15 protein-coding genes are annotated in these 14,170 nt (G+C 49.5%); 11 read left to right on the top strand and 4 right to left on the bottom strand.

The genetic code is table 11. The features are described from left to right. Nucleotides 1-80: 80 nt before the first annotated feature. The 11 genes from hemL (at nucleotide 81) to P304_RS0106595 (ending at nucleotide 9,176) form a co-directional block, all read left to right on the top strand. Nucleotides 81-1,361 (top strand): glutamate-1-semialdehyde 2,1-aminomutase, encoded by a 1,281-nt coding sequence (hemL, locus tag P304_RS0106645; RefSeq protein WP_027389906.1) that lies wholly within the window; start codon nucleotides 81-83, stop codon nucleotides 1,359-1,361. A gap of 52 nt (nucleotides 1,362-1,413) precedes the next feature. Further along, nucleotides 1,414-1,647, top strand: a complete 234-nt coding sequence (locus P304_RS14415; RefSeq protein ID WP_236613311.1) for an AtpZ/AtpI family protein — start codon at nucleotides 1,414-1,416, stop codon at nucleotides 1,645-1,647. Next, nucleotides 1,637-2,005 carry a hypothetical protein gene (locus P304_RS0106635; RefSeq protein WP_027389905.1) on the top strand — a complete coding sequence of 123 codons (369 nt, stop codon included), beginning with the start codon at nucleotides 1,637-1,639 and terminating at the stop codon, nucleotides 2,003-2,005. The genes P304_RS14415 and P304_RS0106635 overlap by 11 nt, the downstream gene beginning before the upstream one ends. Before the next feature lie 62 nt (nucleotides 2,006-2,067). Further along, nucleotides 2,068-2,730: a F0F1 ATP synthase subunit A gene (gene atpB / locus P304_RS0106630; RefSeq protein WP_027389904.1), complete on the top strand. Its 663-nt coding sequence runs from the start codon at nucleotides 2,068-2,070 to the stop codon at nucleotides 2,728-2,730. Nucleotides 2,731-2,898: 168 nt separating this feature from the next. After that, on the top strand, nucleotides 2,899-3,120 hold the full coding sequence (gene atpE / locus P304_RS14410) for an ATP synthase F0 subunit C (protein WP_034764586.1): 222 nt from the start codon (nucleotides 2,899-2,901) through the stop codon (nucleotides 3,118-3,120). A gap of 92 nt (nucleotides 3,121-3,212) precedes the next feature. Continuing rightward, on the top strand, nucleotides 3,213-3,854 hold the full coding sequence (locus P304_RS0106620; protein WP_027389902.1) for a redox-sensing transcriptional repressor Rex: 642 nt from the start codon (nucleotides 3,213-3,215) through the stop codon (nucleotides 3,852-3,854). Nucleotides 3,855-3,863: 9 nt separating this feature from the next. Beyond that, nucleotides 3,864-4,823 carry an NAD(P)H-dependent flavin oxidoreductase gene (locus tag P304_RS0106615; RefSeq protein WP_027389901.1) on the top strand — a complete coding sequence of 320 codons (960 nt, stop codon included), beginning with the start codon at nucleotides 3,864-3,866 and terminating at the stop codon, nucleotides 4,821-4,823. A gap of 4 nt (nucleotides 4,824-4,827) precedes the next feature. Beyond that, nucleotides 4,828-5,328: a low molecular weight protein-tyrosine-phosphatase gene (locus tag P304_RS0106610; RefSeq protein ID WP_051321503.1), complete on the top strand. Its 501-nt coding sequence runs from the start codon at nucleotides 4,828-4,830 to the stop codon at nucleotides 5,326-5,328. Continuing rightward, the gene (locus P304_RS14405) at nucleotides 5,309-5,914 is read left to right on the top strand and encodes a class II aldolase/adducin family protein (RefSeq protein WP_051321478.1); all 606 of its coding nucleotides are present in this window, start codon (nucleotides 5,309-5,311) and stop codon (nucleotides 5,912-5,914) included. Before P304_RS0106610 ends, P304_RS14405 begins: the two co-directional genes overlap by 20 nt. Beyond that, nucleotides 5,911-6,630 carry a 2-C-methyl-D-erythritol 4-phosphate cytidylyltransferase gene (gene ispD / locus P304_RS14400; RefSeq protein ID WP_051321477.1) on the top strand — a complete coding sequence of 240 codons (720 nt, stop codon included), beginning with the start codon at nucleotides 5,911-5,913 and terminating at the stop codon, nucleotides 6,628-6,630. Before P304_RS14405 ends, ispD begins: the two co-directional genes overlap by 4 nt. Nucleotides 6,631-6,677: 47 nt before the next feature. Continuing rightward, a complete protein-coding gene (locus P304_RS0106595; RefSeq protein WP_027389899.1) occupies nucleotides 6,678-9,176 on the top strand; it encodes a TIGR03960 family B12-binding radical SAM protein in 2,499 nt (832 codons plus the stop codon). A gap of 7 nt (nucleotides 9,177-9,183) precedes the next feature. Here the strand turns inward: P304_RS0106595 and P304_RS0106590 are convergent, their stop codons facing one another. The 4 genes from P304_RS0106590 to P304_RS0106575 all read right to left on the bottom strand — a co-directional run bounded on the left by P304_RS0106590 (nucleotide 9,184) and on the right by P304_RS0106575 (nucleotide 14,143). Continuing rightward, complete coding sequence (locus P304_RS0106590; RefSeq protein WP_051321502.1) at nucleotides 9,184-10,017, bottom strand: UbiA-like polyprenyltransferase; 834 nt, start codon at nucleotides 10,015-10,017, stop codon at nucleotides 9,184-9,186. A 14-nt stretch (nucleotides 10,018-10,031) separates the two neighbouring features. Continuing rightward, nucleotides 10,032-12,023, bottom strand: coding sequence for an NAD-dependent DNA ligase LigA (ligA, locus tag P304_RS0106585; RefSeq protein ID WP_027389897.1), 1,992 nt, complete (start codon nucleotides 12,021-12,023; stop codon nucleotides 10,032-10,034). After that, nucleotides 12,023-12,916: a DUF2232 domain-containing protein gene (locus P304_RS0106580; protein WP_027389896.1), complete on the bottom strand. Its 894-nt coding sequence runs from the start codon at nucleotides 12,914-12,916 to the stop codon at nucleotides 12,023-12,025. Before P304_RS0106580 ends, ligA begins: the two co-directional genes overlap by 1 nt. 126 nt (nucleotides 12,917-13,042) lie before the next feature. Next, the gene (locus tag P304_RS0106575; protein WP_027389895.1) at nucleotides 13,043-14,143 is read right to left on the bottom strand and encodes an OmpA family protein; all 1,101 of its coding nucleotides are present in this window, start codon (nucleotides 14,141-14,143) and stop codon (nucleotides 13,043-13,045) included. Nucleotides 14,144-14,170 lie beyond the last annotated feature (27 nt).

The following is a 14,170-nucleotide window of genomic DNA, read 5'->3' as shown; positions in this document are numbered from 1 at the left end:
CTCAACCGCCTCTATATAGTACACCCCATTTCAAGCATCAAGGTTTATATACCCAAACGATATTTCTACGAGGTGAATCAATGAAATCAAAAGAACTTTTTGCTGAAGCACTCCAATATATTCCCGGTGGTGTGAACTCGCCGGTTCGGGCGTTTGCCTCGGTCGGCACCGATCCCGTCTTTATCAGTGCGGCGTATGGTTCGAAAATCAAAGATGCCGATGGGAACGAATATATCGATTACGTTGGCTCATGGGGGCCGATGATTTTAGGTCACGGCTACCCCACTGTGACCGAAGCGCTTTTGCAGCAACTCGTAAAAGGGTGCAGTTTTGGTGCACCAACCGAACTCGAAGTTGATTTGGCAAAAATGGTATGCCAGATGGTGCCATCAGTGGAAATGGTACGGATGGTCAGCAGTGGAACGGAAGCGACGATGAGCGCTATCCGTTTGGCACGTGGTTATACAAAACGCGACAAAATCATCAAATTTGAAGGATGCTACCATGGCCACTCTGACGGGTTATTGGTAAAGGCAGGCAGTGGCGCATTAACCTTTGGTGTACCAACCTCGCCCGGTGTTCCCGCGGGGTACGCCAGCAATACTCTGGTCGCACGCTACAATGACCTTGAGTCGGTGCGCGAACTATTTGAAGCGAATGATCAAGGGATTGCCGCGGTCATTATTGAACCAGTCCCCGGTAACATGGGCTTGGTACTTCCACAAGCAGGATTCCTGAGTGGACTCAAAAAACTCTGCCGCGAGTACGGCGCATTGCTGATTTTTGACGAAGTAATGACTGGGTTCCGCTTATCGGCGGCTGGCGCGCAAGGGATTTATACCGATGTTGATCCAGACCTCTCGACATTTGGCAAAATCATTGGCGGCGGCTTGCCAGTCGGCGCATATGGCGGCAAAAAGGAAATTATGGCAATGATTAGTCCATCAGGGCCAATTTATCAGGCGGGAACACTCTCCGGGAATCCGCTGGCGATGCGCGCTGGGATCGAAACGCTGCACGTGCTGAACCAAGAAGGATTTTACGATAAGCTAGAAACTCGCGCCGCCAGCCTTGTCGGCGGAATGGAAGTCATATTGAAGGAAGTCGGCATTCCCCATGTCGTAAACCGCCTTGGCAGTATGTTCACCATCTTCTTTACAGAGGCTCCTGCTGTCAATAGCTTTGCAGACGCAGTCACCAGCGACACCGAACGCTTCGGGAAATATTTCCGGTCTATGTTGCAAGATGGCATTTATCTGCCTGCCAGCCAATTTGAGGCCTGCTTTGTAAGCGCCGCTCACAGTGATCGCGATTGCGAATGCACGCTTGAAGCGTTTGAAAGTGCGATTCGTTCGCTATAATCTCTCTTAGGGTACGGTGAATTGTATTTCTCAGAATGATAATGCCAGTTTGATGCGCCAGATTGCGAATGCGAGTTCTATTGGCATTGCGTTTATCCTCGCCTTTGGGATTTTCGTATGGCTGGGGTACATGGTCGATATCTGGTTTGATTGGCACCCATGGGGGAAAATTGTCGGCCTGATTTACGGTCTTATCGCTGGCTTTCGCAATGTATGGATTATGGCCAAGCGGTATGGTGGCATGGGCGATGAGCCCCCGACTCAGGATCGTAAAAATGACAACTGAACGGATACGGAGTATAGAGTGGTTCACTAGCGCAGTGGCATTTGTGCTTGGAGGAGCACTGTCACTATTAGATGTTCGCTATGGACTTGGGTTCGCGCTCGGTTCACTGCTTTCTGTCTATAGTTTGCGACAGATACGCGTTGGTGTCGCAGAAAATTTATTGAACGAATCGCTCGCTTTTGCGGTAAAAGTTCTTGTCAGGCGCTTCTACGCGCGCTATATTGTCGCCGCTATTGTGATAGCGCTTGCAATCTCTTCTGGATGGTTCTCTATCTGGTGGATTTGCGTCGGCCTCGCAAGCAGTATTGCTACATTATGCCTTTGGGTCGTCTGGATTGAGCGACGGTCTACTTCATAAGGAATTACGATGAGAGCGCTTATGGCGCGACATAAGAAAAAAGAGTCAGGGGGATTTTTCGCATGCATCCGTATTTTTTCCTAAACGGCAATGGCACATGGTTAACGCCAGACGTAATTTATTCATGGATCGCCATGGCAATTATACTCATCGCAGGCAAAATGGCCACAAGCCGTATCCAGGAAGTGCCGCGAGGCATGCAGAACTTTTTTGAAGCTATCGTCGAATTTATCCGCAACGCTGTTGTCGGCAACATGGGTCATCATGGCCATCATTTCGTTCCATTGATTAGCGCCTTTGCATTCTATATTCTTACCTGCAACCTCCTTGGTTTAATCCCAGGTTTCCACTCGCCAACCGCAGGCATTAACACTACCGCTTCATTAGCTATTATTGTTTTCGTACTTACCCACGTGTATGGAGTAAAAACGCAAGGTGTTGTCAACTATATCAAGCACTTTGCTGGCCCAGTACCTTGGATTGCACCTCTCATGATGCCTATTGAAATAGTTGGGCACTTAACCCGCCCCGTATCGCTCACTCTGCGTCTGTTCGGAAATATTCAGGGACATGAAATTGTCCTGATCGTTATCATGAGCCTCGTGGCATATCTTGTGCCTGCGGTCATTATGGGAATGGGGATTTTTGTCTCTCTCATTCAAACGGTTGTCTTCTGCTTGCTGACCATGGTATACCTCACCAGTGCTATGGAAGATGCTCACTAAACTTTGGTATTGCCAGCATTGCTTTGCAATAGAACGTTTTTGTAAGGAGGATTTTTGTACATGATGAAGCGTATTTTTATGGCAGTAGCGTTGGTGGCCATCGCCTCTACAGCCGCACTTGCAGCTGAAGGTTCTACGGGCGTCAACAGTACTGTTCTCGCCGCAATCATGATCGCTGCCGGTATCGGCATGGGTCTGGCTGCATTCGGTACCGGTATCGGCATGGGTTCTGCAATCCGTGGTGCTACTGAAGGGATTTCTCGCAATCCAAATGCCTCAGGTAAAATCATGACGACCATGATCATCGGTCTTGCGATGATTGAATCTCTGGCTATTTATGCACTGGTTGTTGCGTTGATTCTTCTCTTCGCTAACCCGTACGTCGGTTAATCAGTACCGGAACAATCGTTCGATCAATCAAAAGCGGTAGTGTGTACGCACTGCCGCTTTTTTCACAAGCACTTACCGAGAGGGGTACACCAATGAAGATACCTGAAGCGACAATACGCCGTCTTTCTATCTACATGCGATTACTGGACTCCCTTGAGCTACAGGGCACTGAAGTAGTTTCTAGCGATATCCTTGAAACACTTTGCGGCTTTAAGTCAGCGCAAATTCGCAAAGATTTAGCCTATTTCGGCGAGATGGGTGTGCGTGGCGTTGGCTATTACGTTACCGACCTCAAATTGCAAATCCAACAAATCCTTGGCGTGAAAGGATCATGGAATGTTGTTTTAGTAGGGGCAGGAAACCTCGGACATGCCCTTATAACATACCAAGGATTTCGCAAATCGGGATTCAATATTACGGTAGTATACGACAAAGATCCCGCGAAACTGCGTGATCTTCCCTCAACTATTGTCGGCGTGACAACCGAAGCAGACCTCGAAAAGGCTATCAAAGACCACAAAGTCAACGTTGCCATTATGACCGTAACGTCAGAAGCAGCACAGCAAGTTGCCAACCACTTAGTTTCCTGCGGCATTAATGGACTTTTAAACTTTACTCCTGTACGTCTCAAACTTCCTGATACGGTCAAGGTTAAATACGTTGATTTCAGTGTAGAACTGGAAGGACTCGCTTTTTATTTATCGAAAAATCCGCATTTACAAGCGAATGAATAAGGATAAATTTTGACAACCATCCCTCAACTCACCATTGGTAAACATCAACCGAAAGTCCCCATCATTCAGGGGGGAATGTCTGTTTTAGTGTCAAATCCTTCGTTAGCCTCAGCCGTCGCCAATGCTGGTGGTATTGGCGTTATCGGGGGAACTGGCGTTGAGCCGGAAAAATTACACAATATGATCGTTGAAGCCAAGAAACTCACCTCTGGCATTATCGGCGTTAACATCATGGTCGCGGCAAACCATTTTATGGATTTGGTGAAAGCGTCTTTTGAAGCAAAAGTCGACATGATCATTGCCGGAGCTGGCATCTCGAAACAACTCTTTAAGATGGGTCAAGATGCGAATGTCGAGATTGTTCCCGTTATTTCTAGCGCCCGAGTCGGTGAGTTTATCGAGAAAATGGGTGCGAAAGCGGTTATCGTCGAAAGTGGCGAAGCGGCTGGCCATCTTGGAACCGATCAGCCCCTGAGTGAGATTTTTGCGGAAATCAAGCAAACGCTAAAAATCCCCGTGATCGCAGCCGGCGGGCTGATTGACGGCAAAGGGATGGCCGATATGTTTCGCCTTGGTGCCGATGGGGTACAACTCGGAACCCGTTTTGTGCTCAGTGATGAATGCGATGTGCATGACCGCTACAAGCAAGCGTACTTGAATGCTCGCGAAGAAGATATCGTCACCTTCCTCAGTCCAGTCGGCTACCCAGGCCGCGCTATCTTGACACCGTTTCTGACCGAGTTCATCCGCAAAGGAAACATGAAAGTAGAACGGTGTGTCTCCTGCTTGAAAAGTTGCTCCCACTCTTTCTGCATTCTTGATGCGCTACTCAAAGCTCGCAATGGTGATATTGAAAATGGGATCGTCTTTGCCGGAAAAAATGTCTATAAAATCAAAGATATTCTTCCGGTACAAAAAATTATTGATAACCTTATGCACGAAACTCGCGAAGCGCTCGCGACAAACTAACATGATGCGTAACACTCCAGTGAACGCTCAACCAAAGTTCGCTTTGCTCTTTGTCTGTTTAGGCAACATCTGCCGTTCTCCCAGTGCCGAAGCGGTCATGCAACGCCTCATTCAAAAAACAGGGCTTTCAGAAAGATTTCTCTGCGATTCCGCGGGTACATCGGCGGCGCATGCAGGTGAACCCGCTGATATTCGTAGTCAAAGAGCTGCCGCACAACGCGGCTATCACGTTACAAGCATTTCGCGTCAAGTCACCAAAGATGATTTGCGTTCTTTTGATATGATTATCGCGATGGATGATGCTAACCAACAAGCACTGTACCGGATGGCAGCAAATGAACAAGAGCGGACGAAGATTTTCCGTTTTGTCGACTTCTGCCAGAGCACGCACCCCGGCGAAGTCCCTGACCCCTACTACGGCGGCGCTAAAGGCTTTGAAGAGGTACTTGATATACTTGAAGACGGATGTAACGGGATACTCGCACATGCAAAACTCCATCGCTAACCTGATTTTAGCCGGAAGAATCACCTACGAACATTCGCTCAACTCGGCCCATTCAGGCAATATTTCCTATCGTCGCGATACGGGTGAGCGGTATGTCATTACCCGTTCTGGAGCAATGCTTGGGCACCTTACCGAAAGTGATATCGTCCATCTTTCGGTACAGAACGCCGAAATTCACCGCGATCATGATCAGCCCGAACCATCGCGTGAACTGCCGGTTCATCTTGAAATATATCGCCAGAACCCGTTAGCCAAAGCGATTATTCATATCCACTCCCATGCGGCAACCGTATTGTCATCATTCTTTGATATCATCATCCCCGAAGATGCCGAAGGAAAATACTACTTGCCACACATTCCTGTCTGCCGCTTTGAAAACCCGATTGGATCCACAGAAATGGCGCATGGGGTTGCTGGAGCGCTGCAACACGCGCCAGCCATGATTGTCCGTTCGCATGGGGTTTTTGCCATCGGCAAAGATCTCGGCGAGGCACTGCTCTATGCCCATTGTGCCGACTCTATTTGCTCGCTACTTCTCTCTAAAAAAATCTATTCCGCCACCACAGGCCTTCCAGAACTCGTATGAAACTACCGCGCATTGGTGTGTTATTGGTAGGTGGTGTCGGGCAACGGATGGGCGGGTCGGTTCCGAAACAGTACCTTGAACTCAATGGTCAACCGATTTTCGCTTGGACGCTACGCCACACGCTTGCCCTTAACTTTTTTGATGAGATCATTATCGTTAGCCGACCTGAGGATAGCGATATGCTTCAGGCAATCCTTGCTGTGCATTCGATTGCGATACCATGTTTCCATGCTACGAGTGGGACCGAGCGAAGCGATTCCGTACGGAATGCCTTAGAGGCAATCACCCACGAACACGCCCATGTGTATATTCACGATGGGGTACGTCCTTTTCTTACGCGCTCGATGGTGGAAGCATTAGACCATGCCTTGCAGACACACCGTGGCGCCATCGTTGCGGTATCGGCGAAGGAAACCGTCAAAGTAAGCACTGATAGTGCCACCGTCGCACGTACCATCCCCCGTGCAACCGTCTACCTAGCACAAACGCCGCAAGCCTTTGACCTCGCAACATTGCGCGGAGCGATGCGGTCTTGTGCTTCACGTACCATCACCGACGATGCTTCGGCACTGGAAGCCTGTGGAATCCCGGTCGCACTGGTTGCCGGAACCCCCTATAATATAAAAATTACGCTCCCCAGCGATTTGCCGATTGCGGAGTGCATCGCCCAAAAGTGGTCACCCGAAACGGGACTGCAACCGACACTCGCACAATAGATTTCTGCACACGTCTACGTGTTGCCAAAAGTTCAACTGGAGTTCCTGTGAAATTACATACTTTTCTCTCACGCGTCCAAAAGCCAACCCGTTACACCGGCGGAGAACTCGGTGCCATCCACAAACCCTATACTGGAAAGCAACTCCGCATTGCCCTTTTCTTTCCCGATGTGTACGAAGTTGGTATGAGCCACCTCGGATTAAAAATACTTTACGCGATTGGCAACGCCTTACCCAATGTCATTGCGGAACGCTGCTACTCGCCATGGCACGATATGGAAAAATTCCTTGTGCTGGAAAACGAAGAAATCCGTTCGCTCGAATCACAAACACCCCTTTCGGAATTCGACGTTATTGCCGTTACCCTCCAATATGAAATGAGTTACTCGAATATAGTACAGATGCTTCGCTTGTGTAACCTACCGCTCTATGCCAAAGACCGCACTGCAAAAATGCCGCTCGTTATCGCCGGTGGGCCAGTCTGCTTTAGTGCTGAACCGGTAGCACCATTCTTTGATCTCATGTTTATTGGCGATGCGGAAGAGGCTTTTCCAGAAATGTTAGAGCAATTGTTAGCAGCCAAACAAAGCGGTACGTCGCTGCGCGATCCCTCACTACAACGCTGGATGAAACAGCATGATGGCTACTATCTGCCGCATGAATTTTCCCATACCTTCGATACCAACGGATCGACGACGATAACACCACTCGATCCTTCATACACAGCTGTTACTAAAGCGGTTGTCACCAACCTGAATGATGCACCCGGAGTAGAGTCACCGATTATCCCTTTTATGGACACCATTCATAACCGTGCCGTCGTCGAAATATCGCGTGGCTGTACACGCGGTTGCCGCTTTTGTCAGGCGGGGATGATCTACCGACCCGTACGCGATCGCGCACCAGAAAATATTATGCAGCTTGCCCGTTGCGCCTTGGGCAATACCGGACTCAGTGAAGTTGGCCTCATGTCACTCTCTGCAACCGACTATCAGGGAATAGATAGCCTATTAAGCGACTTTTTGCGCGAATATGCCCCACAGGGGGTCTCGGTTTCACTCCCAAGTTTGCGTGCCGGAACGTTGAGCGACGAGCTGATTGCCGAAGTAAAAAAGATTCGCAAAAGTTCCTTTACGATTGCTCCTGAAGCTGGCACGCAACGGATGCGCGACATTATCAATAAAGGGATTTCTGAAGAAGACATGCTCGAAACTGCGCACCGTGTTTTCAGCGCTGGCTGGAAAGGGATGAAACTCTATTTCATGATCGGGCTCCCCTTTGAAACCGAACAAGACGTCCTCGGCATCGCCGACTTATCGATTAAAATTCGCCACATCGCAAACCAATATGGTCGCAATAACCGCGTAACCGTCAGTGTTTCTTGCTTTGTGCCCAAAGCACACACACCGTTCCAATGGTATCCAATGGAATCGGTGGCCTCGTTGCAAGCCAAGCAAAAACTGCTCCAACACAAACTTTCGTCATATACCATCCAGTATAAGTTCCACAACCCGCACGTCAGCCAGCTGGAGGCGGCATTTTCTCGTGGTGACAGACGTTTAGCTCCTGTTTTAGCCAAAGCGGTTGAACTTGGATGCCGTTTCGATGGATGGGATGAATCCTTCATCTACGCCCGCTGGGTGGAGGCTTTTGCCGCTTTTGGGTATACCATCGAAGCGTTCGCACATCGCGAATACCGTCGCGACGAAACGCTCCCCTGGGATACTATCAATGCACGGTTGGCGAAAGATTTCCTTTGGGACGAATGGGAACGTGCTGCCCGTGGCGCCATCACCGAAGATTGCCGCCTAGCCGCATGCTCACAGTGTGGCGTCTGCGAAGGGGAAATCGAACTGAAGCTAGCTCCTTGGAAAGCCGTCGCGCCGGCACAACAACTCCTGACAGCGCCAACAGCCGATCAGCTCTCGGCGCAACCCGTGACCACCCTGCGCATCCGTTACCAAAAAGCGGGACTACTGCGCTTTCTTGGCCATTTAGAGACAGTCAAAGCCATTACCTCCGGCGTTATCCGCTCCGGCTTGCCGGTTGCCTATACTCAAGGGTTTAACCAACGGGTGAAGATGAGCTATGGCGACGCCCTTGGGTTGGGGATTGAGTCTTTTGCCGAGTATATGGATATCTCACTGATTCAGGAGATCAACCCGCTTGAGGCCATTGAAAAGCTGAATCGGACATTGCCACCAGGGTTGCATGTGCTTGCTGCACGTACAGGGAAGTTTGAAAAGCTCTCCGCAACCGTAACGACAACGCGCTACGAATGTCGCGAGTTTCAGCAAAGACATCTCGACCGCTCACGGTTTGAATCACCAGAATGGAAATGGGTGCGTCGCTCAAATAAGGGGATCAAAGAAGTAGATCTACGGCACGGGTTTACCCATGAATCACTGGAACCACTGCGGTTTACACTGGAACAGGTGAGTTCCGCACGCCCGTATGAAATCATAGCCTATTTAGGCAATATGAGCATAGAAGACGCGTGTGGATTGGGATTAACGAAAGTTGAAATGGTCGGGGCAGGCTGCTGACTCGACCTCACCACACAAACGCCCAGTCCAGACAAATGGCAACCAACATCACCACGGCAATATAGCTGTTGACGGTAAAAAACGCGGTATCAATATCATCAGGGTTTTCCGCCGCTCCGGCCAAGTGATGTTCATAAATCAACATGCCTCCAACAACAAGGATGCCAATTAAATAGAGCACTCCTGCAAAACTGAGGGCTATATAACTCAGAAAGAGGGCGATATAGGCTAACATATGCAGCGAAGAAGCAATCGCCAGCGACTTTTCGTGACCATAGCGCGCGGGAATGCTTTTTAACCCTTGGCTGCGGTCAAACTGGATATCCTGTGTCGCGTAAATAATATCAAAACCAGCCACCCACAGCGTCACAAAACACCCGAGTAAAATGCTGAAAAGGGTAACTTCGCCGCGCACCGCAATCGTCGCCCCGATCGGTGCCATCGCCAATGTCAGGCCTAAGATGATGTGCGCCGTATTGTGTAAGCGCTTCATGTACGGGTAGAGGACGAGAAAAGCCACTGCGACCGGGCTCAGCTTAAACGCCAGATCGTTTAGCATGTAGGCCGCCACAATAAAGATTAGCAGCGAAGCAAGCGTAAAGAACCACGCTTCACGGTGTGATAGTTTCCCTGATGGCAAATGGCGACTGGCGGTGCGTGGGTTCGCTTTATCGATATCGGCATCAATAATCCGATTCAGCGCCATCCCCGCACTGCGCGCCCCCACCATTGCCACCACAATCCAAAAAATTGTCGCGCCGCTTGGTAAACCCTGTGCCGCCGCAAGCATGGCCATCAACGCAAAGGGAAGCGCAAAGAGGGTATGCGAAAATTTAATCATTTCAAGGATGGTGATTATTTTTTGCCACACAGTGTCAGGAACTCCTCTTCATCTAAAATCGTTATTTGCAGTTCAAGGGCTTTTTCCCGTTTACTCCCTGGTTTCTCGCCACAGACTAAATAGTCAAGTTTGCGGTTGACACTGCCAGCGATAACGCCACCGTGTTGACGCACCATCTCTTCTAACTCCCGTCGAGGCAGCGAAAGCGTACCGGTAAACAATACCGTCTTGCCCGTCAGTGGTGTCGTTACGGCGAGGGTCATATCGTGTTGCGGTGTCACCGGAGGTTGCACACCCGCTGCAATAAGCTTGTATATCAGGTTACGGGTATCGTCCAGCGCCAAATACGCCGTAATCTCTGTGGCAACTTTTTCGCCAATATCGGGCAGACCGATCAATTCTTCAAGCGTTGCGTTGAGCAGTGCCTCAAGCGTGCGATACCGCTCGGCAAGCACTTCAGCCGTCTTTTTTCCCACATGACGAATCCCAAGGGCAAATAGCAACCGTGAAAGCGAACGCTGCTTGGAACGTTCGATTGCCTCTTCAAGATTGGCAACGCTCTTTGCGCCGTAGCCATCGAGTTGCGCAATCTCGCTGAGATCAGCCGTATAAATATCACTGATCGAACGGATCATCCCTGTGTCCCAGAATCGTTCGACGGCGCGCTCGCCAAGGCCTTCAATATCCATCGCATCGCGGCTGGCAAAGTGAGCAATCGTTCCTTTGACACGGGCAGGGCACTGTTGATTCACACAATACAGCGCAACCAGATCGTCAGACTTCGCAATTTTCCCTGAGCATACGGGACAACATTCCGGTGGTATAACCGCAACTTCCATTCCGGTGCGCTGCTGAATGATGGGCGCAACGATCTTTGGAATGACATCGCCACCTTTTTCCAGAAACACCATGTCGCCCACGCGAATATCTTTGCGGCTCAACTCTTCCAAATTATGCAATGTGGCACGCGCAATGGTGCTGCCAGCGAGCAAAACCGGCTCAAGCTCGGCCACCGGAGTGAGCACGCCCGTGCGACCCACCTGCCACGTAATCGCCTGCAAACGGGTGCTGGCTTGCGTCGCTTCATATTTATAGGCAAGAGCATAGCGTGGAGTTTTAGCCGTGGTGCCTAAAGCCTGATGCAGGGAAAATTCGTTCACTTTAATCACCGCGCCATCGATATCGTACGGCAGGGTAAAGCGTGCCGTAGCAATCGCCTGAATGGCAGCAAACACCTCGTCAGCATTGCGGCACACACACGACAACGGATTGACCGGAAAGCCCAGTTTTTTGAGTTGTTTCAGTGCCTCTTGCTGCGTAGTCAGCGGTGCGCCATATAACGCGTAGGTAAAAATATTCAGGTGACGCGGCGCGGCCAACGCAGGGTCAAGGAGTTTGAGCGTTCCCGCCGCCAAATTCCTGGGATTCGCGTACAACGGTTCGCCAGCAGCGGCACGCTGTTGATTGATCTGCTTAAAGTGCTCGCGGCGGATATAGACCTCGCCGCGAATCTCACATTCCGCCCAGTGCGTATCTATAGCCAGTGGCAGGAGGCGAATCGTCTTGAGTGTGTGGGTAATGTCTTCGCCAAATTTCCCATCGCCGCGCGTAGCACCAAGGCTAAATTCACCTTGTACATACTGGAGCGTGACGGCAACACCGTCAATTTTCGGCTCAACACTAAACGTGGCCTGCTCATCGTGTTGCCATACTTTCTGCATAAAATCGGTTACTTCAGCAAGCGTGTAGGCATTCCCCAGCGAGAGCATCGGCACGCCATGTTCAATTGGTGGCACATTGCCGTTGACTTTCGCGCCAACCCGTTTGGTAGGAGAATCGTTACGCTGAAAAAGTGGGTACTCTGCTTCAAGTTGTTCCAGCTCACGGTAAAGCGTGTCGTATTCGGCATCCGCAATCAACGAGACCCCATCGCTGTAATAAGCACGATTATACCGTTCGATTGCTTCGATCAGCTCATCAATACGCCGTGTCGGGTCAAACGACATCATGGAAGTTTTAACCACTTGCGCCGGAAGTCAAACCACGACTCCAATAACCCAAAAAAGCTCAGCACAAGAATAAGCCCCGGCTGGATAATCATAAAAATATAAACCACAAACTGAAATGGCTTCGGAACAGAACGGACGCGAAAGAATGTCGACAAAATAAGTACGCCCTGAAAGGCGTACAACATAAGCAAATAGAAAAGAATACTCGACGCCACCATAGTCAGCGCCGTATTTTCACCCATAGTTCCAACTAACGAAGCCAGAAACAAAAATACTATCTCAAACGGAATGCGCGTACCGACAAAACGGTCAATGGCAAAAGAATCATCGGAATTTTTCGCCGCTTTCTGACGGCGCAACAACAAGCCTAATGAGCAAATAAGACTAAATGAAATTCCTGCCATGACAAATCCAAACGAAATATTGGCAAGCACAGCAAAAACCTGATTGATATTACCGCCCGCCAGCATGACCGATGCGCCGCTATCAACCACCACTTGAGCCATTTCCTGAAAGAAAACCTGTACCGGATGCGACCCACTCATCACCATATACACCACGTAACCACCCATCAACAAAGCACCAGCAGCTAAGGTTGATTTCACCACAATTTCAAGCGGGTTCGTACGACTGAGCAACAAGTACCCTGCCACCAATGAAGGAAAAACCGTTTCGAAAACATATAATCCCCCACCAAGCGGGTTGATCGCGACTAAAAAAAGCAGTGAGGGTAGCGCAACATACAACGACGCCCGAAAATTCACCGAAACTATCGTGCGCAGTAAAGGGTAGGGAGTAAAGAGACCAGCAATAATACCAATGATGGGTATAAACGAAGAGACGGCTACCAATGCCAAGCTTAACAAAATATTACGGGTAATGGTTTCCACAGAATTTCCTTTACTTAGAGTCTGTCAACGACAACACAGCGTATCGTTGACAGACTACCAGAAATAAGGGATGAACCGCAATTAAGAAGCATCAGCGCAGATAGCCGTCGTCAATTTCATCCGTGACTATTTGACGATGATTTCAAAAAGAACGCGCATATTCGCTTTCGCCGCTTTGGAGTAAATATCTTTCGGGGCAGACTCATACTGAGCCGGTCTGGTCTGTCCATAGCCGATAGTAGAAAGTCTCCCCGGCCTTACGACTCCTTCTTGCACAAGGTAATCTTCAACGGCTTTTGCCCGTCTTTCACTGAGTGCCTGGTTATATGCTTCCGTACCAGACGCTGAGGTATATCCGGCAATGCGGACATTCGCCTTGGGGTTGTCCTTAAGAATCTGGATGCTCTCTTTCAGTACGGCTTTGGCTTCATTATTGAGCGTCGCCTTATCAAAATCAAAGTGGACGTCTTCAAACGCCAGAATAATGATTTTGCCTTCACCTTTCGCCTCTTCTGAAAGAACCTTGACCTTCTCTTCAACCTTCGGCACAGGCGTTTCCGCTACAACAATAACAACCTTTTCCGCCGGTACTGTTTTGGGTTGCGCCACTTGAACCGGAGCCGACTTCGACGTGCCACCTAACGCAAAGACAAGCCCCATCGTTGCACTAAGGTTATGGTAGCTTTCCTGAAATACTTCCGTAACCACGTGATCTCTCAGGTCAAATCGCAATGCGATGTTTTTGGACAACCAATATTTCGCCCCTACGCCATAATTGAGGGCTATCATGTCGCCGCTTGATATGTCAGGGCTATGGTGCGCACCACCGATACCCGCAACGACAAACGGGTTGAATCTCCCGTCAGGCATAAAGTGATAGAGGGCATCAATATGGTAAAAGGTCAGATCTACATCGGTCATGGGGCTTCTAAACTGCCCTTCTTTTGCACCGACGATGGATCTATCATCAATACGGGTGCGAATGGTCTCCACGACCCCTTCAAGCGCAAAATGCTTCGTGAAATTATAGCCAATACGTCCACCATATATAGGGCGATCTTTCAAATTCTTATCATTTTCGAAAAAATTGTACCCAACAAAAGGGCTCAACTCAAAGCTTCCAGCCTTTATCTCAGCACGAGCTGATAACGGCAGAAGAACAACACACGCGAACAACATCATCGCTGTTGTTTTCAACACAGGAATGGTAAATGGACTATTTTTCATTTGAAACCTCCTCGACGTATCTTAATT

The sequence above is a fragment of the Chrysiogenes arsenatis DSM 11915 genome, assembly GCF_000469585.1.
Classification (GTDB): domain Bacteria; phylum Chrysiogenota; class Chrysiogenetes; order Chrysiogenales; family Chrysiogenaceae; genus Chrysiogenes; species Chrysiogenes arsenatis.
Note: the sequence above shows the minus strand (reverse complement) of the source record. Positions and strands in the feature narration are given on the sequence as shown.

What these genes read in the sequence shown, in the direction of transcription:
- P304_RS14405 (WP_051321478.1), top strand. Translation starts at nt 5,309, where the DNA reads ATGCAAAACTCCATCGCTAACCTGATTTTAGCCGGAAGAATCACCTAC.
- P304_RS14415 (WP_236613311.1), top strand. Translation starts at nt 1,414, where the DNA reads ATGCGCCAGATTGCGAATGCGAGTTCTATTGGCATTGCGTTTATCCTC.
- ispD (WP_051321477.1), top strand. Translation starts at nt 5,911, where the DNA reads ATGAAACTACCGCGCATTGGTGTGTTATTGGTAGGTGGTGTCGGGCAA.
- P304_RS0106590 (WP_051321502.1), bottom strand. Translation starts at nt 10,017, where the DNA reads ATGATTAAATTTTCGCATACCCTCTTTGCGCTTCCCTTTGCGTTGATG.
- hemL (WP_027389906.1), top strand. Translation starts at nt 81, where the DNA reads ATGAAATCAAAAGAACTTTTTGCTGAAGCACTCCAATATATTCCCGGT.
- P304_RS0106610 (WP_051321503.1), top strand. Translation starts at nt 4,828, where the DNA reads ATGCGTAACACTCCAGTGAACGCTCAACCAAAGTTCGCTTTGCTCTTT.
- P304_RS0106635 (WP_027389905.1), top strand. Translation starts at nt 1,637, where the DNA reads ATGACAACTGAACGGATACGGAGTATAGAGTGGTTCACTAGCGCAGTG.
- atpB (WP_027389904.1), top strand. Translation starts at nt 2,068, where the DNA reads ATGCATCCGTATTTTTTCCTAAACGGCAATGGCACATGGTTAACGCCA.
- ligA (WP_027389897.1), bottom strand. Translation starts at nt 12,023, where the DNA reads ATGTCGTTTGACCCGACACGGCGTATTGATGAGCTGATCGAAGCAATC.
- atpE (WP_034764586.1), top strand. Translation starts at nt 2,899, where the DNA reads ATGATCGCTGCCGGTATCGGCATGGGTCTGGCTGCATTCGGTACCGGT.
- P304_RS0106575 (WP_027389895.1), bottom strand. Translation starts at nt 14,143, where the DNA reads ATGAAAAATAGTCCATTTACCATTCCTGTGTTGAAAACAACAGCGATG.
- P304_RS0106620 (WP_027389902.1), top strand. Translation starts at nt 3,213, where the DNA reads ATGAAGATACCTGAAGCGACAATACGCCGTCTTTCTATCTACATGCGA.